The following is an 18,111-nucleotide window of genomic DNA, read 5'->3' on the forward strand; positions in this document are numbered from 1 at the left end:
GGTTATAGAACGCCCCGCCGCTGCCGACGATCTTGCGCCCCACCAGGTCCAGCGCCTGAATGCCGTTGGTGCCTTCGTAGATCTGGGTGATGCGCACATCACGCACCAGCTGCTCCTGGCCCCACTCACGAATGTAGCCGTGGCCGCCGAAAACCTGCTGACCGTGGACGGTGGTTTCCAGACCGAGATCGGTCAGGAAGGCCTTGGCAACAGGTGTCAGCAGCGCCACCAAGTCTTCCGCACGCTTGCGGGTGGCGGCATCTTCGCTGAACTTGGCGGTGTCCAGTTGCATGGCCACGTAGGTGGAAAACGCACGGCCACCTTCGTTCGAGGCTTTCATGGTCAGCAGCATGCGACGCACGTCCGGGTGGACGATGATCGGGTCGGCCACTTTGTCCTTGTTCTGCGCGCCGGTCGGGGAGCGGCTTTGCAGACGATCACGGGCGTACTCGATGGCGTTCTGATACGAGCGCTCGCCGGTGGCCAGGCCCTGGATACCTACGCCCAGACGCTCGTAGTTCATCATGGTGAACATCGCCGCCAGGCCTTTGTTCGGCTCGCCGACCAAGTAACCCACGGCTTCGTCGAAGTTCATCACACAGGTCGCGGACGCCTGAATGCCCATCTTGTGTTCGATCGAACCGCAATTGGCCGCGTTACGCGCGCCCAGGCTGCCGTCGGCATTGACCATGAACTTGGGCACCAGGAACAGCGAAATGCCTTTGGGCCCCGCCGGTGCGTCCGGCAGCTTGGCCAGTACCAGGTGAATGATGTTTTCGGTCAGGTCGTGCTCACCGCCGGTGATGAAAATCTTGGTCCCGCTGACCTTGTAGGAACCATCGGCCTGAGGCTCGGCCTTGGTGCGGATGATGCCCAGGTCGGTGCCGGCGTGCGGCTCGGTCAGGCACATGGAGCCGGCCCAGATACCGGCGTACATGTTCGGCAGGTACGCGGCCTTCAGCTCTTCGCTGGCGTGGTTGTTGATCGACAGGCAGGCGCCGGCGGTCAGCATCGGGTACAGACCGAAGGACAGGCTGGCGGAGTTGACCATCTCTTCGACCTGGGCCGACACCGCCTTGGGCATGCCCATGCCGCCGTACGTCGGATCACCGCCGACGCCAACCCATCCGCCTTCGGCATAAGTCCGATAGGCCTGTGGGAAACCGGCCGGGGTGGTGACGGCACCGTCGGCCCAGTGGCAACCTTCTTCGTCAGCCCCACGGCTGAGCGGCGCGATGCTCTTGCTGGTGACCTTGCCGGCCTCCTCGAGAATGGCTTCGACCGTTTCGGCATCCACGGTTTCAGCCAACGCCGGCAGCTCGGCCCAGAGTTTGGCGACTTCGAACACTTCATTGAGGACGAAGCGCATATCGCGCAGGGGCGCTTTGTAGTCAGCCATGGCAAACCTCGCAAGATCTAATACAGGTGATTCGTGGGAAGGGTTTTCGATGTGTCCGAGTGTAACCCAACAACTTTTGCGACACATAGGGTCAGCACATGACTGTTTTGTAATTTTTAGTCATTGAAATGGCGAGGTAAACAAACCTGTAGGAGCGAGCATGCTCGCGATGAACCTGAGCACACCGCGGGCCATCAGGCTTCACGCGTCATCGTTGACGCCCATCGCGAGCAAGCTCGCTCCTACAGATGAACAGGTCAGAGCGCAAACAACTGCGCCGGCAATTGCATCAAACACTCACTTCCCGCCTCGATGGCCGCGCGATGGGCGCTCGTGCGTGGCAGCAGTCGTTTGAAGTAGAACTCGCTGGTCGCCAGTTTGCCCCGGCAGAAATCGGCGTCGCCACTGCCATCCTCCAACTGGGCCTGCGCCACCACAGCCATGCGCAACCACAGGTACCCGAGGATGATGTAGCCGCTGTACATCAGGTAATCCACCGATGCGGCGCCGACTTCGTCCGGGTTTTTCATCGCCGCCATGCCCACATGGGTCGTCAGCTCACCCCATTGCCGATTCAACTCGCTGAGTTGCGCCACATAGGGAGCCAATTGCGGATGGCCGGCGTTCGCCAGGCAGAACTTGTGAACGATTTTGGTAAAGCCGCGCAACAGCTTGCCCTGGCTGCCCAGCACTTTGCGCCCCAGCAAATCCAGCGCCTGAATACCATTGGTGCCCTCATAGATCGGCGCGATACGGCAATCGCGAACCAATTGCTCCATGCCCCACTCACGAATGAAGCCATGGCCGCCGAACACCTGCATGCCGTGGTTGGTCACCTCCAGGCCGGTGTCGGTCATGAAGGCTTTGCAGATCGGCGTGAGGAACGCCAACAAGTCTTCGGCATCCCGGCGCGCCGCTTCATCCGCACTCAGGTGCGCGACATCCAACAACTGCGCGGTGAAATACGTCAGCGCACGATTGCCCTCATTGAAGGCTTTCATGGTCAGCAACATGCGGCGCACGTCGGGGTGAACGATGATCGGGTCGGCGGCCTTTTCCGGCGCTTTCGGCCCGGTCAGCGCGCGCATCTGCAAGCGCTCGTTGGCGTACTTGATCGCGCCCTGGAAACTCGCCTCACCCAGACACAAGCCCTGCATGCCGGTGCCCAGCCGCGCGTGGTTCATCATGGTGAACATGCAGTTCAGGCCCTTGTTCGCCTCGCCGATCAGGAACCCCGTGGCCCCGTCGAAATTCAGCACGCAGGTGGCTGAGGCCTTGATGCCCATCTTGTGTTCGATGGAACCGCAGGACACGCCATTGCGTGCCCCGGCTTCACCCGCAGCATCGGGCAGGAACTTGGGCACGATAAACAGCGAGATGCCCTTGGTGCCGGCCGGCGCATCCGGCAGTTTCGCCAGCACCAGGTGGATGATGTTGTCGCTCATGTCGTGCTCGCCGGCGGAGATGAAAATCTTGCTGCCGGTGATCGCGTAACTGCCATCGGCCTGGGGCACGGCGCGGGTCTTGATGATGCCAAGGTCAGTGCCGCAATGGGCTTCGGTCAGGCACATGGTGCCGGTCCACTGGCCGGCGGTGAGCTTGTTCAGGTAGGTCTGTTTCTGCGCCTCGGTGCCGTGGGCGTGGATGGCCGACATGGCGCCGTGGGTCAGACCGGGGTACATGCCCCAGGACGTGTTGCTGGAGGCCACCATCTCGCTGATGACCAGGCCCAGGGAGCTCGGCAGGCCCTGGCCGCCGTAAGCGGGATCGGCCGCCAGGCCATGCCAGCCTGCCTCCACATATTGCGCGAACGCCTGCTTGAAGCCTGCCGGCGTGGTCACCACGCCATTGGCGAAATGGCAGCCTTCTTCGTCGCCGCTGCGGTTGAGCGGCGATAGCACGTTCTCACAGAATTTCGCGCCTTCCTCGAGGATCGCATTGATCATGTCCGGGCTGGCGTCACTGGCCCCCAGGGCGGCGTAATTGCTGTGAAAGTCAAAGACGTGGTCGATCAGAAAGCGCATGTCGCGCAGGGGAGCTTTGTACTCGGGCATGGTGATTCCTCCGTGAGCAGATTTTTCCAACCTACTGCCGTCGACCACGCCCCACAATCACAGTCCAGACGCTGAATGCGCCATCATCACTCAGCCGTAGCGGCATCCATGCGTACCGCGCCGCGACGGTTCTGCCCGAACGCCATCACGCAGTTACGCCCCGCGCCCTTGGCCGCGTAGAGTGCCTGGTCAGCGGACTTGAGCACGGCTTCGGGGTTGCGTTGCTCGACCCGCTCGGCCACGCCGATGCTGACGGTCACCGACACGCTCGATGCAGCGGAGCCGGAGCGGCGCTGACGGCCCTGGCTATCGTCCTGGGGACGGCTGTCCTGATTGCGCAGATGGATGTTGTAGGTGGCGATGGACTCGCGGATCACTTCCAGATGCGGCATGCACTCCTCGAGGGTCTTGCCGGCGAACACCAAGGCAAATTCCTCGCCCCCGTAGCGGTAGGCCTTACCGCCGCCACCGATTTTCGACAACTTGCTGGCCACCAGGCGCAACACCTGGTCCCCGACGTCGTGGCCGTGGGTGTCGTTGAATTTCTTGAAGTGGTCGACGTCGCTCATGGCCAGCACATAGTTGCGGCCCAGGCGCTGCATGCGTTCATTGAGGGCACGGCGACCCGGCAGCCCGGTGAGCTCGTCGCGAAAAGCCATCTGATAAGCCTCATGGGCAACGGCTGCGGCGATCATCAACATCACCTGGCTGCACATGATGTTCAGGGTGAACGGCAGGATGAAGGTTTTGGGCAACATCCAGAACAGCCCGAGCAAACCCACCAACTGCGCAGCGTGCAGCGGTCGCGGGTGGCGCCAGTACTGCCAGGCCAGCAACACGAACGAGGCGATGAACACCGGGTACGACAGCTGGATCAGGCTCATCCAGGCGCCGTGCAACGCCGGCCAGCGAATTTCCGACAGCCACATCAGCAACGCCTGGGGATAACTCTGCTCAAGCCCCAACGCCACGCTGCCCACCGCCAGCAACACGGCGAAACGCGCCACCATGTCCTGGAACAGGTGCGTTCGCTCCTGCCAGGCCGCGAACACACCGAATAGCAGCGGCAACAGCAGGCAACACAAATGAAACACCACCGCGGCGTCGTCGCGCACCTTGCCGTTGTCGCGGTAGTAGTCGGTCTGGGTGTCGAGCAGAAAGTAGGCGATGTACACCGTGACCATCAGAAACAGTTCGCGCTGACGTCGGTAAACCGCGCAGTACGCACCGCCCAGCAGCAGGACCAGAGTGGGCAATACGTTGAACAGAGAAGTGAAGAAGACGTTCAGGTCCTTGACGTATGCAGCGGCAAGCCCCGCCAGCAATAGCAGCAATGACGGTAGGAAATGACTGAAACGTACAGCGGAAGAACGCGGCAAGGGTAAAAGCTCCGACCGTCATAGCAATTGATGGCATTGTGCCCATCACTGTAACGGCAGGAACCCCGATTTGCTGAGTGAAATACTGCGGTATCGCTAAAAGATCGTCACTGGCGACCATCGGCCGCCAGTGACGCAAGGGAAATGACGGCTACAGATCGTTATTGAATGGCGTCAGCGGCCCTTCCAGCGCCGGGCGACCTTCGGCACCGATTGGCTTGAGCTGGAATTCGGCGTCCTGTGCCTGACGGGTAGTGATCTTCGGACTGGCCGGCTTTTGCCCGACAGAGTTTTCATCACCTTTTGCACCCTGCGGCAGCACCAGCGACGGATGGTCAAACGGTGCCCGCTCCCAGGCAACCCGAGGGTCGGTGAGGCCGACTTCCATGAACTTGACCAGCGCATCCACTTCCTCCGGGGTGAGGTTCAGTCGGGTCATGTCCGGATCAAGATTGGAGCCGTTGTGCTGATTGACCGCCGGGTGCTCGAATCCGCTGGTGTTGCTGGCATCTTCGCCACGCCGGTCCCCGCCGCGGTTGTAGAACTCCATGACCTGTTGCAACGTTGCGCGACTGCCGTTGTGGAAATACGGTCCGGTCAACGCGATGTTGCGCAGCGTCGGTGTCTTGAAGGCGCCATCGACTGCATCGCGGAAACCGACATTGGGCTTGAGCGTCGCATCACAGGGAATCGCTGAGCTCAATGGCACCTCGAACGTGCACACGTCAACGTCCAACGGGTCCGGAACCTGACCGCCCTGAAGTACGGTGTTGTACTCACGGGTGAAGGACAACGGATTGCCCCAGGCATCGGAGCCGCCGAGCGCCAGGTCTTCCGACGTTGGGCGAACCCCGGTGTTGTAGAAACCGTTGTCATACAGCGTGGTCAGGTTATCGGCCATGACCATGCGTTCGATACGCTCCCGGGGATGGAACAGCAAGCGGCTGCCGGCGTTGGTCAACTCGGCGCCGCCGTGGCAACTGACGCATTTGCCTTTGCCCAGGAACAGATTCATGCCCTGGACCTGCTGGTCGTTCATGGCCGTATGGTCGCCCTGCAAATAGGCATCCAGCGGCGCCTGGTCCGAGATCAGCGTGGACTCATACATCTGAATCGCCAGCCCGAAGAACAGCGGGAAGTTCGCCTCCATCTGAGTGTATGGCGCGCCGCCCAGGGAGACCTGTTGCGTGGCGTTCCACAGGCGCGGCTGGAAGGCGTTTTTGATCAGTTCCCGGTAAGTCGGCCGACGGGCGCCGGACACAGGTCCGAGTACCGAATCGGTGGACGAGATCCGCTGTTGCTTGAGCATCAAGGTGTCGAGCATGCGTCGGCCAATGTCGGCGAAAGTCCGTCCCCCGCAAGACATTTCCACCGGGCTACCGGGCGGGCCTACCGCTTGCGAGGCGGCGGAAGCATCTTTGAGTGCCAACCTGACTTTGGTCGCCACCCCGCTGCGGTCGGTGGTCACGAAAATCCCGGCGTCAGGGTCGCGATTACCGAATGGCGAGAATCCGTTGAAAATATTGTTGGCCCGCCCATCCCAGAAGTTACGCACGTTGAACGCCGCGTTGATCACTGTGGGGGCGTTGCGCCCGGTACTGCGGCGAACGTTGATGCCGCCCACCTGGAAAATGCCGTCCGGCTGCTGAATGCACTTATCGAAACGCGCCTGATGAGGTTTGACGAAGTTGGCGTCGAATACCCCTTGGGAACCGATCACATCATCGCTCGAATAGACAATTGCCGAATTGCGATCCATTGGATCAGCCAGCACATGGGTCGGAAAGTCGCCCTTCTTCAGCAGGTAGTTCGGGCCGCCCTTGCCGCCGGACCTGGTGGTGTAGCTCGGCACGTCGCCGGGAATGTCTGCGGCGGTGAACGGCTTGTTGAAGATCGACGAGACGTTTGCGTTGGTGTTTGCCTGACCGGGGTTGATCTGGTTGGTGGTGCGGTGGTCGACACCCGCATGGTAGTGGCAGGACGCACACGCGGTGGAACCGTCGCTGCCGACCTCCATGTCCCAGAACAGCGCCTTGCCCAGCAGAATTGCCGCCGAGCGGTTGAGCACGTAGTCCGTCATCAGATCGACCTTGCGCCCGCCCTCCGTACCCGACGGATCGGGCGGAACCAGCCCATGCAACGATTGCAGGCTGGGTACGTCCGGTACGGACGGAACGGTGGCGATTGGATCAGCTGCCCAGGCACTCACCATCGGTAGACCGATAACAACCAGAGCGCTGGTTATCGCACAGGCAAAACGAGGAGTTCGAAAGTGGCTCAAGTACTTAACCATGATGGCATTTCTCGATTCGGTACGGAGTAGCCAAGCTCCGTAATTATCCTGTTGCGAGATGAACTCATTGCCGTAAACCCCATTGCTTGCGCGAGCAGCCACAACTTCAAATGACACGAGCAAGGCAAAGCTTGAATGGCAAAGTACTCTCTTGGCTCAGGCTTGTTTAAGACATGGGTCTTTCGCACCGTCGGGCGGGCTTAACCCAACTCTAGCTGTTACAAAAGATTTCAGCATCAAAAAATAACAATATTTTTATCTCACCCCACCTAATTAAAAATGCATTTCAAATGCAACTTCCAGCATCTCTAAACATAGGCTTCTTCCCCCACCAAAACTGGGTAACCGTTACCCATCATTGGGTTAAAACTCTAAAAAGCCAATATCAACGGCAACCGAGGCTCTTCATAATTTATTGATTTAAAAGACATAAAACTCAAAAAAACGTCCATGATCAAACTTGGCAAAGCAATTGCTATCTCATGCATCATGGAACTTAAAACAGTTTCCAGACCTTCAAGCTAGAACACCAGGGAGAAAACACTTAATACAACACTAAAAATCCGTGCGTGCACACTTTGCACTGCGCGAGCTATGGATTTTATTTAGCACCCGAACTTTATAATTAATTACTTAATACGTCTCTTGCAATGTAACTCCGCCCGGAGTACATATAGAAAACCTTTCTCATTTAGTACTTTCAGCCGAAACTCCTCGTCAATCATCTGAACTTAAACGGTGAACACTCCCAAACTTGGGTATATATCCCCCCCTATGTTGGTGGCTGTTGATTCGACAGCGTCGTGCATGAAACTGTCTGTTGGCTACGCAGCCCTTACTCCATGCGGCCTGGCGGTTAATTGTGTCTAATTGTTTCAATACAGGCATGACAACTGCTTTGAGCGCTTCAGGCTCAAGGAAATGTCTCTCGCGATTGCATCCGTAACCGGCCGACGCAACGCAGGTGAAGCATCCGAACGGCTAGTGCCGCCCGTACACAGGCACATGACCGGATGGATCGAGCCCCACGACCCTCACAGCTTTGCGTTTTCTTGCGCAGGATTCAGCGCATCAGAAGATCTGCGATTCGATTGGCCGGCAACTGGTCCTGCAAGATCCTGGAGAGAGCCATGAGCTTATCTTTTTACGAAAAAACGCTCGCCATACCACTGTTGCCCAACAAGCGACGCCTTGGCATGTTCGGTCGCCAAGCGCTACTCGCCAGTGCCGTCGCCGCCGCACTGGTCTTGGGCGGTGCCGATGCATTTGCCAAAAACGGAGCAGGGGGTGGGGGTGGCGGGACTGCCAAGCCTGTCCCGGGCACCACCTCGCCCTTCACCACCCCCAACCTGCCCGATCCGGTCTTTACAAACCCGACGGCGATTCATGGGTTTGACATGACAGGCTTCATCCAGAACATGACGCTCGATCCCACCAACGCCAATTGCCCTGGCACTACCGACCCCGGCCGTTTCGGGGGCACCGTTCAACTCAACGGCATCACTATTACCGTACCTTGCAACACCGTTATGCAGATGCCGGCCAATACCCTGACCTGGGCCGATTTCGTCAGGGGCGGTTCGCTGGCACTGAATAAGGGGGCGGGGTCATATCCGTCATTCGAGGTCCACGTGGTGGGCAACACCGTCTCCAACAAACAAATTGCCGGGCTGATTTTTGTCTCTCAGCAATCAGCGAACGCCGGGAGTGGCGTCATTACCCGGATCGACTACACCAACGGCAACATCGAGGTCGACAGCGGTAACCCGCTGCAACCTACGATCATCCAGATCAACGACCCGAATGGGCGTTTTGGCCGACCTCAAAGCCCTGACCCGCGTTTTTCCGTCGACGATGCCAACCCCACGATCCACGCCGCCACCGGTTACCCGATGTGTGTGCCCCGCACGATCTCCGGGGATGATGCCCTGTGCCCGCAGAAAAACCGGCCAAAAGCGGTCACGCCGACCACCACCAACAACTGCCGCAACTTCAGCCAGGCAGGTGTAACGCCTCCGGCCAGCGGAGAGCTTTCCCCACCGGCGACGGGCCAGACCTATTGCAGCCAATTCGTCATGAAAAGATTCAGCGACGCATCACGCACGGCAACGGATCCGGATCCGATGCAACAGGCACCGTTCGAAGTCGGCGATTTCATCAGTTACTCGGGCACGTTGTTCAAATCGACCACAACGGGCCTTCCGGACTTCATCTCGGCACACACGATTGAAGCCAACGTAGGGATTTACACTCAACCGGGTTCGCAGCCCAGCTACCTGTCTATCGGAGAATTCGGCGTCGGTACGGCCGACCCGGCGGCAACAGCCATCGGTGGCGCTGCCCAAGAGACTCAGGACCGTATTTTTCTTGAAGCCTCGACCACCGATATCAAGACGCCGGTCGACATTTATCTGATCGATGTCAATCCATCGACCGGGGTACAAACCAATCGCTGGGTGACCCCGTTTGAGATGACCGGCGAGTGCAACCCGGGGTTGGGTCTTGCAACCACATGCCTGGGTGCCTCGGGCGGTATCACCACGCAGAACACCGGTCCTCAGCCACAGCGCGCCAGGCTTCGGGCGACCAAGGCACCCACCGGGCTCCTGAGTCAGCCAACGCGCACCTTGCGTGTGGTGGCGCGGTCGCTGTGCGTACCACAGCAAAGCCTGTCCCAGGCCGGTGTGGACAGTTGCCTGCAGAACGCGGGTAGGCTGACCGTGGCCAATGGACTGGTGGCCGGGCAGTACGTGGCGCCGGTGTTCGAGTTCATCTTTCCGGAAGGCGTCAAGCCTGGCGATCCGGTGGTGCCCAACGACTTCTGGCACCTGCCGTTCATACGTAACGGCGAAGGCGCGAGCACCCCGACCGGCGTCGGCCCCCTGGAACCAACCCCATGGTGATAAAGGCCTGAGCACAGCTCAAAAAAAAACCGCCGCTCCCGAAGGATGCGGCGGTTTTTTTCAAGGTCCGCGTTAAGGCTTAGTAGCCCAGCGCGAAGTCTTCTTCTTTCATGTCCATCAGGTTGTTTGCGCCCGACAGCATGGTTGCCACGTGAGTGCGGGTACGCGGCAGGATGCGCTGGAAGTAGAAGCGCGCGGTCTGCAGCTTGGCGGTGTAGAACGCCTCTTCAGAGGTGCCGGCCGCGAGTTTTTCCGCCGCCAGGCGCGCCATGTCAGCCCAGAAGTAGGCCAGGCAGGCGTAACCGGAGTACATCAGGTAGTCCACCGAGGCCGCGCCGACCTCTTCGCGATCCTTCATGGCGGCCATGCCGACCTTCATGGTCAGTTCGCCCCATTCCTTGTTCAGCGCAGCCAGCGGTGCGACGAATTCCTGGACGGCTTCGTTGCCTTCGTTGCTCTGGCAGAACTTGTGCACGATCTTGGTGAAGCCTTTGAGCGCCTCGCCTTGGGTCATCAGCACTTTACGGCCCAGCAGGTCGAGAGCCTGGATGCCGGTGGTGCCTTCGTACAGCATCGAAATGCGGCTGTCGCGAACGTTCTGCTCCATGCCCCACTCGGCGATGAAGCCGTGGCCGCCGTAGATTTGCACGCCATGGTTAGCCGATTCGAAACCGACTTCGGTCATGAAGGCCTTGGCAATCGGGGTCATGAAAGCCAGCAGTGCGTCGGCCTTCTTCTTCTCTTCTTCGTCCACGCCGTATTTGACGATGTCGACCTGCTTGGCGGTGAAGTAAACCATCGCGCGGTTGCCTTCGGCGAATGCCTTCATGGTCAACAGCATGCGGCGTACGTCCGGGTGCACGATGATCGGGTCGGCGGCTTTGTCTGGCGCTTTCGGGCCAGTCAGCGAGCGCATTTGCAGGCGATCGCGAGCGTATTTCAGACCGCCCTGGAAGCCGACTTCAGCGTGGGCCAGGCCTTGCAGCGCGGTACCCAGGCGTGCGGTGTTCATGAAGGTGAACATGCAGTTCAGGCCTTTGTTCGCCGGGCCGATCAGGAAACCGGTGGCCGCGTCGAAGTTCATCACGCAGGTGGCGTTGCCGTGGATACCCATCTTGTGTTCCAGGGAACCACAGGACACGGCGTTACGCTCACCGACCGTACCGTCGGCGTTCGGCAGGAACTTGGGCACGATGAACAGCGAGATGCCTTTGGTGCCGGCCGGTGCGTCCGGCAGGCGGGCCAGCACGATGTGGACGATGTTGTCGGCCATGTCGTGTTCACCGGCCGAGATGAAAATCTTGGTGCCGGACACCTTGTAGGAACCATCGGCCTGAGGTTCGGCCTTGGTGCGCAGCATGCCCAGGTCGGTGCCGCAGTGCGGTTCGGTCAGGCACATGGTGCCGGTCCACTCGCCCGATACCAGTTTGGTCAGGTAGGCCTCTTGCTGCTCTGGGGTACCGTGCTCGGAGATGGTGTTCATCGCGCCGTGCGACAGGCCAGGGTACATGCCCCACGACCAGTTGGACTCGCCGACCATTTCGCTGATCGCCAGGCCCAGGGACTCCGGCAGGCCTTGGCCGCCGTGCTCGACGTCGTGGGCCAGGCTTGGCCAGCCGCCTTCGACGAATTGCTTGTAGGCCTCTTTGAAACCGGTCGGGGTTTTAACGCCGGATTCGCTCCAGGTGCAGCCTTCGAGGTCGCCCACACGGTTCAGCGGCGCCAGTACCTGCTCACAAAACTTGGCGCCTTCTTCGAGAATGGCGTCAACCATGTCCGGCGTTGCGTCCGCGCACGCTGGAAGGCTCTGGTAATGCGCTTCGTAGCCGAGCAGTTCGTCACGAACGAAGCGAATATCACGCAAGGGGGCCTTGTAGTCAGGCATAGCGATAAACCTCTGCTGATGTAACCGGGAATGAACGACCGCGTTGATTTGTTGTGACGGTCAAACAGTTGTTTGAAACATACGTTTACGCCTAATCCTTGTCAAGCGTCGATCTTTTGCCGTTCGTCCTCGCCTGATCGCCATGCAACGGGCACGGCGACGCCACGGCGTGAGCAAAGGCACCACGCCCTGTAGGAAAGAATAGTGTGCAGAGAAGGACTTACGCAGAAAAACGCCGCGAAGGTTCGCGGCGTCAGTGAGGCGATACAAGCGTAGAAATCAGGCGAAGGTATCGATCAACGTACCCAGCACTTCATCGGATGCCTTGGCGACCTTGGCACCCAGTTCGACCTGGAACTTGCCCTGGGCCATTTCCACCAGGTTGCTGGTCACGTCCGATTGCTGGCTGCGATCGACCGAACGCAGGCGCTCGGCCTGAACCTCGGAAGACTGGCTGGTCACCGAACGCTCGAGGGTGTTGTTGGCAATCTGCCCGGCGGCCTGATCGACGCGGTTCTGCCCTGTCTGAATAGTGCTCAGACCGGCATAAAAAGCGGTGTTTCCTGAGATTTCCATGGAGAGCTCGTCCTTGTGAAGGATCAACAACGCTCATTGAAGCAGACTTGAACCGTAAAGGCCCGTCAAAAACACTAATGGCACAGTGCCTTGTCATAGGCAGAATTTAATCGAGCAAGTCCAGTTGCAGATGCTCGGCCACCGCCTCAGCCGTCACGCCCTTGAGTTTGGGAACTCGTCCAAGGCACGGTGCCGGAATTCGTTCGGCCAGGGTCGCCAGGTTCTCTTCCAGACGCGAGGTCTTCGGATCGATGATGTTGGCCACCCAACCGGCCAGTTGCAGTCCGTCCCGAGCGATCGCTTCAGCGGTCAACAACGCATGGCTGATGCAACCCAGGCGCACGCCGACTACCAAAATCACCGGCAGCTTAAGCGCCATCGCCAGGTCTGACAGATTGTCCTGATCGGCCAAAGGAACTCGCCAGCCACCCGCCCCTTCGATCAAGGTGAAATCGGCCTGCATGTCGAGAATTTGCCGCATCGGTGCCAGCAGTGACTGCACCGTCAGCGCCACACCCGCCTCCCGCGCGGCCAAGTGCGGAGCGATGGCCGGTTCGAACGCCACCGGGTTGACCTGTGCATAAGTCAGCGGCAGCGAACATTCGGCCAACAACGCCAGCGCATCGGCATTGCGCAGGCCCTTGGGCGTGACGTCGCAACCGGAAGCGACCGGTTTACCCGCCGCGGTGCTCAGGCCCGCCGACCGCGCGGCATGCAGCAAACCGGTGGCCACCGTGGTCTTGCCGACATCGGTGTCGGTGCCGGTGATGAAATAGGCTGCGCTCATAAGGGTTTCTCCAAAACGGCGTACACCACTTGATAAGTCGCCGGCAGGCCCTGGGCCTGACGAAACTGCTCATAAGCCTCGATCAAACCCAGAATCCGCGCGCGCCCGGTCAATCCGCCGGGGCGCCCCGGATTGAGGTTGTGCGCACCCAAAGCCTTGAGCTCATGGGTCAGGCTGCGCACATCCTGATAATGCAGCACATGGGGTCGGGTTTGCAGACTGATTGCCTGCAAACCGCTGGCCGCGCACAACTGCTGGTAACGCGCGAACTCACGGAAGCGGTTGACGTGCACCATGCCATCGACCTGGCGCCAGCTGTCGCGCAACTCGAACAGGGTGCCCACGCACAGACTAGCAAACGCGAAGATTGCGCCAGGCTTGAGTACGCGATGGGCCTCGCTGAGCACCGAGGCGAAATCCGCGCACCACTGCACCGCCAGGCTGGAGAAGATCAGGTCGCAGGTCGAATCGCGCAATGGCAGGCGCTCGGCATCGCCCGCGATGAAGTGATTGGCGCCGCCCAATGGTCGGGCGTGGTTGAGCATGCCTTCGGCGATGTCCAGCGCCAGCCCTTGCCCCTCGGGGAAGCGCTCCGCCAGCGCACGACTGAAATGCCCGGTGCCGCAGCCCAGGTCGAGCCAGCGCCCCGGTACGAAATCAGCCGGCAAGCGACTGAGCAATTGGCTGCCCACATCACGTTGCAGTTCGGCCACGCTGTCGTAGCTTGCCGCCGCTCGGGAAAAGGACGCCGCTACCTGGCGCTTGTCGGGCAAGCCGCCGGGATGTGTGGGCAGGGGAAGGGATAAATCATTCATCGCCGCACTCATGCAAAAAGGCCTGGATCGCACCCGCCACTCCGTGAGGGTCTTCCAGAAGAAACGCGTGGCTGGCCTGTTCAATCAGACCGATCTCGACATCCGGCAGCAACGTCAACAAATCCCCGCCCGCTTCGGCGGGCACCAGGCCGTCGAGGCCGGCGAACAGGTGCAACTGCGGACCGCGAAAGGCCTGCAAGGCTTGCCGGGTGTCCAGTTGCGCTAGCACTTGCAGCCCGCTCAGCAACACCTGGGCCGCACTGTGCGGCGCACCGCCCAGCAATAACCGCGACAGCCCGCGCGGGTCCTCGGCACCCTGTGCGCACAGCAGCGAAAAGCGTTTCAACGTAGTGCGCGGTTCGGCGGCACAGCTCGCCAGAAACGCGTCGAAGGTCGCCTCCGGCATCGCGCTCGGCCACTGTTCATGGCTGACGAAAGACGCGTTGCTCGCCAGCGTCAGCAAACCGCAGCATCGATCGCCGCGGCGGGCCGCCAACTCAGCGGCGAGCATACCGCCCAGGGACCAGCCGCCGAGCCAGGCATCCTGGGGGATGGCTGAATCGAGTTCATCGAGCCACTCCTCAGGATCGCTCGATGCCAGCTCCGGCAAGGGCTCGATTTGCACTCGCAGATGCTCGTCCAGACCTTGCAAGGCAGCCGCCAGCGGTTCCAGTGGGGATATGCCGAGACCCCAGCCGGGCAGCAGAATCAGTCGATCACGCATCGCTCGGCTCCGGTCCCAGTCGTTCGTAACAATCGGCCAGTCCCTCTAACAATAGCTGCACCTGCGCTTCGCTGTGGGCGGCGGTCAGGGTCACGCGCAAACGGGCGCTGCCGGCCGGCACGGTGGGCGGACGGATCGCGGTCACCATCAGCCCGCGCTCGCGCAACAGTTGCGAGAAACGCACGGCGCGACCGGCGTCACCGATCATGATCGGCTGGATGGGCGTGAAGCTGTCCATCAGTTGCAGGCCAATCTGCCCGGCGCCGTGGCGGAACTGGCGGATCAGCGCCTGCAAATGCTCGCGGCGCCAGTGTTCGCTGCGCAGCAACTCCAGGCTTTTGAGCGTGGCGCAGGCCAGGGCCGGCGGCTGGCTGGTGGTGTAGATGTAGGGGCGGGCGAACTGGATCAGGGTCTCGATCAGTTCTTCGCTGCCGGCGACGAACGCGCCGGCCGTACCGAATGCTTTGCCCAAGGTGCCAACCAACACCGGCACATCTTCCTGACTGAGACCGAAGTGCTCGACGATGCCGCCACCGTTGGCGCCCAGCGGACCAAAACCGTGGGCGTCATCGACCATCAGCCACGCGCCTTTGGCCTTGGCCTCCCGGGCCAGCGCCGGCAGGTCGGCGAGGTCACCGTCCATGCTGAACACGCCGTCGGTGACCACAAGCGTATTGCCCGTGGCTTTCTCGAGACGATTGGCCAGGCTCGCCGCATCGTTGTGCAGGTAGCGACTGAAGCGGGCGCCGGACAACAAACCGGCATCCAGCAGCGATGCATGGTTGAGCCGGTCTTCCAGCACCGTATCGCCCTGCCCCACCAACGCCGTGACCGCGCCGAGGTTGGCCATGTAACCAGTGGTGAAGAGCAACGCCCGCGGGCGACCGGTCAGATCGGCGAGGGCTTCTTCCAGTTCATGATGTGGGGTGCTGTGGCCGATCACCAGATGCGAAGCCCCACCCCCGATACCCCATTTCGCAGCACCGGCGCGCCAGGCGTCGATCACCTGCGGATGATTGGCCAGGCCCAGGTAGTCGTTGCTGCAAAACGCCAGCAACGGCTGACCGTCGACCACCGCTTCGGGGCCCTGGGGGCTTTGGAGCAGTGGGCGCTGGCGGTAGAGGTGTTCGGCACGACGGGCAGCGAGACGTGCGGCGAGATCAAAAGACATGCAGGCCTCGTGAGCAAAAAGGAAACACTCCCCTTGCAGGAGCGGGGCTTGCCCGCGAAGGCGTCAGGTCATCCGACATCAAGGATGAATGTCATTGCGCCTTCGCGGGCAAGCCTCGCTCCTACAGGGTTTCGCGTCGATCAAACAGCGGCGTTGTAGAACTGCTCGCTGCTCTTTTGCTCCACCAGCGCTTGCTCGATCGCCGCTTGATGTACCTCATCGGCATGCTCTTCGCGGGCTTCGGGCAGGATGCCCAGGCGCGAAAACAGTTGCATGTCCTTGTCGGCCTGCGGGTTGGCGGTGGTCAGCAGTTTTTCGCCGTAGAAAATCGAGTTGGCGCCGGCGAAGAACGCCAGGGCCTGCATCTGCTCGTTCATGGCTTCGCGGCCGGCGGACAGGCGCACGTGGGATTGGGGCATCAGGATCCGCGCCACGGCGAGCATGCGGATGAAATCGAACGGGTCGATGTCTTCGGCATTCTCAAGTGGCGTGCCGGCCACTTTCACCAGCATGTTGATCGGCACCGATTCCGGATGCTCCGGCAGGTTGGCCAACTGGATCAGCAGGTTGGCGCGGTCGTCCAGGGACTCGCCCATGCCGAGGATGCCACCGGAGCAGATCTTCATCCCAGAATCACGCACATAGGCCAGGGTTTGTAGGCGCTCGGCGTAAGTGCGGGTGGTGATGATGCTGCCGTAGAACTCCGGTGAGGTGTCCAGGTTGTGGTTGTAGTAATCCAGCCCCGCCTTGGCCAGCGCTTCAGTCTGCTCCTGGTCGAGGCGACCGAGGGTCATGCAGGTTTCCAGGCCAAGGGCCTTTACGCCTTCAACCATTTTCAGCACATACGGCATGTCTTTGGCCGACGGGTGCTTCCACGCCGCGCCCATGCAGAAACGGGTCGAACCGATGGCCTTGGCGCGGGCGGCCTCTTCGAGGACCTTCTGCACTTCCATCAGCTTTTCTTTTTCCAGGCCGGTGTTGTAGTGGCCGGACTGCGGACAGTATTTGCAATCTTCCGGGCAGGCGCCGGTCTTGATCGACAGCAGGGTCGATACCTGGACGCGGTTGGCATCGAAATGCGCGCGGTGCACGGTCTGCGCCTGGAACAACAGGTCGTTGAATGGCTGAACGAAGAGTGCTTTGACTTCGGCCAAAGACCAGTCATGACGCAGGGTTGCAGAGGTGCTGGCGCTCATGGGCGTTACCTTTATTTTTAGCAGGGCAAGGTTTTATGCTGGGCAAACGCCTGGGTCAGGGAATAACCACAGGCGCGACACGGATGTTCGGCATATTTAAGGAAGAGCGATGCGCTGTCAACCACGATACGAAGGTCCGGTTTACAACTGGTTAAATAACGAACAAAGCTGCTTGCTGTGCGACGAAACCGCCGATGACGCCACTCCCCTGTGCATCGCCTGCGAAACCGAGCTGCCGTGGCTGGGTGATCACTGCCAGAGCTGCGCCCTGCCGCTGCCCGGCTCGGGCATGACCTGTGGCCAATGCCTTGTACAACCACCGGCCTTTGAACAGGTGGTTGCGCCCTTCACGTACAGCTTTCCGATCGACAGCCTGATCACCCGCTTCAAGCACAGCGCGAAGTGGCCGTTTGGCCACCTGCTCGCCGAACTTCTCGCCCAGGCGCTGCAACATCGCTTCACAGATGATTTGCCCCGACCCGACCTGCTGGTACCAGTGCCGCTGGCCACCCGACGCCTGCGCCAGCGGGGGTTCAATCAGGCCGCGATGCTCGCGCGCTGGCTCAGCACACGGCTTGATTTGCCCTGGGATGAACGGCTGCTGCTGAGGACGCAGGACACTGGCGCACAACAAACGCTGAACGCCAGCGAACGACGAAAAAACATGTGCAACGCCTTTGCATTGGCGCCCGGTGCTTCGATCCTGGGACAACATCTGGCCTTGGTGGACGACGTACTGACCACCGGTGCCACTGCCCAGGCACTGGCTCGCCTGCTGATGGACGCAGGCGCCGCACGGGTCGACGTCTACTGCCTGGCGCGCACGCCAAAACCCGGCGACACGACTTGAGCCGAACACGCCACTTTTGTGGGAGCGGGCTTGCTCGCGAAGAGGTCGTCACATCCGCTATCCCTGGCGACTGATACAC

13 protein-coding genes are annotated in these 18,111 nt (G+C 60.6%); 2 read left to right on the forward strand and 11 right to left on the reverse strand.

What is annotated here, in order from left to right; genetic code table 11:
* From B0W55_RS24055 to B0W55_RS24070, 4 genes are all read right to left on the reverse strand, one after another.
* A partial coding sequence (locus tag B0W55_RS24055; protein WP_077048405.1) for an acyl-CoA dehydrogenase family protein occupies window positions 1-1,399 on the reverse strand: 1,399 nt, incomplete at its 3' end.
* A 257-nt stretch (window positions 1,400-1,656) separates the two neighbouring features.
* The gene (locus B0W55_RS24060; protein ID WP_077048406.1) at window positions 1,657-3,453 is read right to left on the reverse strand and encodes an acyl-CoA dehydrogenase C-terminal domain-containing protein; all 1,797 of its coding nucleotides are present in this window, start codon (window positions 3,451-3,453) and stop codon (window positions 1,657-1,659) included.
* 86 nt (window positions 3,454-3,539) lie between these two features.
* Entirely contained in the window at window positions 3,540-4,832 is a 1,293-nt protein-coding gene (locus B0W55_RS24065; RefSeq protein WP_077048407.1) for a GGDEF domain-containing protein, read from the reverse strand.
* A gap of 151 nt (window positions 4,833-4,983) precedes the next feature.
* On the reverse strand, window positions 4,984-7,125 hold the full coding sequence (locus B0W55_RS24070; RefSeq protein WP_077048408.1) for a cytochrome-c peroxidase: 2,142 nt from the start codon (window positions 7,123-7,125) through the stop codon (window positions 4,984-4,986).
* A gap of 1,130 nt (window positions 7,126-8,255) precedes the next feature.
* Between B0W55_RS24070 and B0W55_RS24075 the strand changes: the two genes are divergently transcribed.
* Window positions 8,256-10,028, forward strand: coding sequence for a hypothetical protein (locus B0W55_RS24075; RefSeq protein WP_077048409.1), 1,773 nt, complete (start codon window positions 8,256-8,258; stop codon window positions 10,026-10,028).
* A 79-nt stretch (window positions 10,029-10,107) separates the two neighbouring features.
* On the opposite strand, the gene B0W55_RS24080 is transcribed toward B0W55_RS24075, so the two are convergent.
* The 7 genes from B0W55_RS24080 to bioB form a co-directional block, all read right to left on the reverse strand.
* A complete protein-coding gene (locus B0W55_RS24080) occupies window positions 10,108-11,913 on the reverse strand; it encodes a phenylacyl-CoA dehydrogenase (protein ID WP_077048410.1) in 1,806 nt (601 codons plus the stop codon).
* A gap of 279 nt (window positions 11,914-12,192) precedes the next feature.
* Window positions 12,193-12,489 (reverse strand): pyrroloquinoline quinone biosynthesis protein PqqE, encoded by a 297-nt coding sequence (locus tag B0W55_RS24085; protein ID WP_077048411.1) that lies wholly within the window; start codon window positions 12,487-12,489, stop codon window positions 12,193-12,195.
* Window positions 12,490-12,595: 106 nt separating this feature from the next.
* A complete protein-coding gene (gene bioD, locus B0W55_RS24090; protein ID WP_077048412.1) occupies window positions 12,596-13,276 on the reverse strand; it encodes a dethiobiotin synthase in 681 nt (226 codons plus the stop codon).
* On the reverse strand, window positions 13,273-14,091 hold the full coding sequence (gene bioC / locus B0W55_RS24095) for a malonyl-ACP O-methyltransferase BioC (RefSeq protein WP_077048413.1): 819 nt from the start codon (window positions 14,089-14,091) through the stop codon (window positions 13,273-13,275). The genes bioD and bioC overlap by 4 nt, the downstream gene beginning before the upstream one ends.
* Complete coding sequence (locus tag B0W55_RS24100; RefSeq protein WP_077048414.1) at window positions 14,084-14,815, reverse strand: alpha/beta fold hydrolase; 732 nt, start codon at window positions 14,813-14,815, stop codon at window positions 14,084-14,086. Before B0W55_RS24100 ends, bioC begins: the two co-directional genes overlap by 8 nt.
* On the reverse strand, window positions 14,808-15,986 hold the full coding sequence (gene bioF, locus B0W55_RS24105) for an 8-amino-7-oxononanoate synthase (protein ID WP_077048415.1): 1,179 nt from the start codon (window positions 15,984-15,986) through the stop codon (window positions 14,808-14,810). Before bioF ends, B0W55_RS24100 begins: the two co-directional genes overlap by 8 nt.
* Window positions 15,987-16,126: 140 nt before the next feature.
* Entirely contained in the window at window positions 16,127-17,182 is a 1,056-nt protein-coding gene (gene bioB / locus B0W55_RS24110; RefSeq protein ID WP_077048416.1) for a biotin synthase BioB, read from the reverse strand.
* A 109-nt stretch (window positions 17,183-17,291) separates the two neighbouring features.
* Between bioB and B0W55_RS24115 the strand changes: the two genes are divergently transcribed.
* On the forward strand, window positions 17,292-18,032 hold the full coding sequence (locus B0W55_RS24115) for a ComF family protein (protein ID WP_077048417.1): 741 nt from the start codon (window positions 17,292-17,294) through the stop codon (window positions 18,030-18,032).
* The last annotated feature ends 79 nt before the right edge of the window (window positions 18,033-18,111 follow it).

Source organism: Pseudomonas sp. KK4 (genome assembly GCF_001984065.1).
GTDB lineage: Bacteria > Pseudomonadota > Gammaproteobacteria > Pseudomonadales > Pseudomonadaceae > Aquipseudomonas.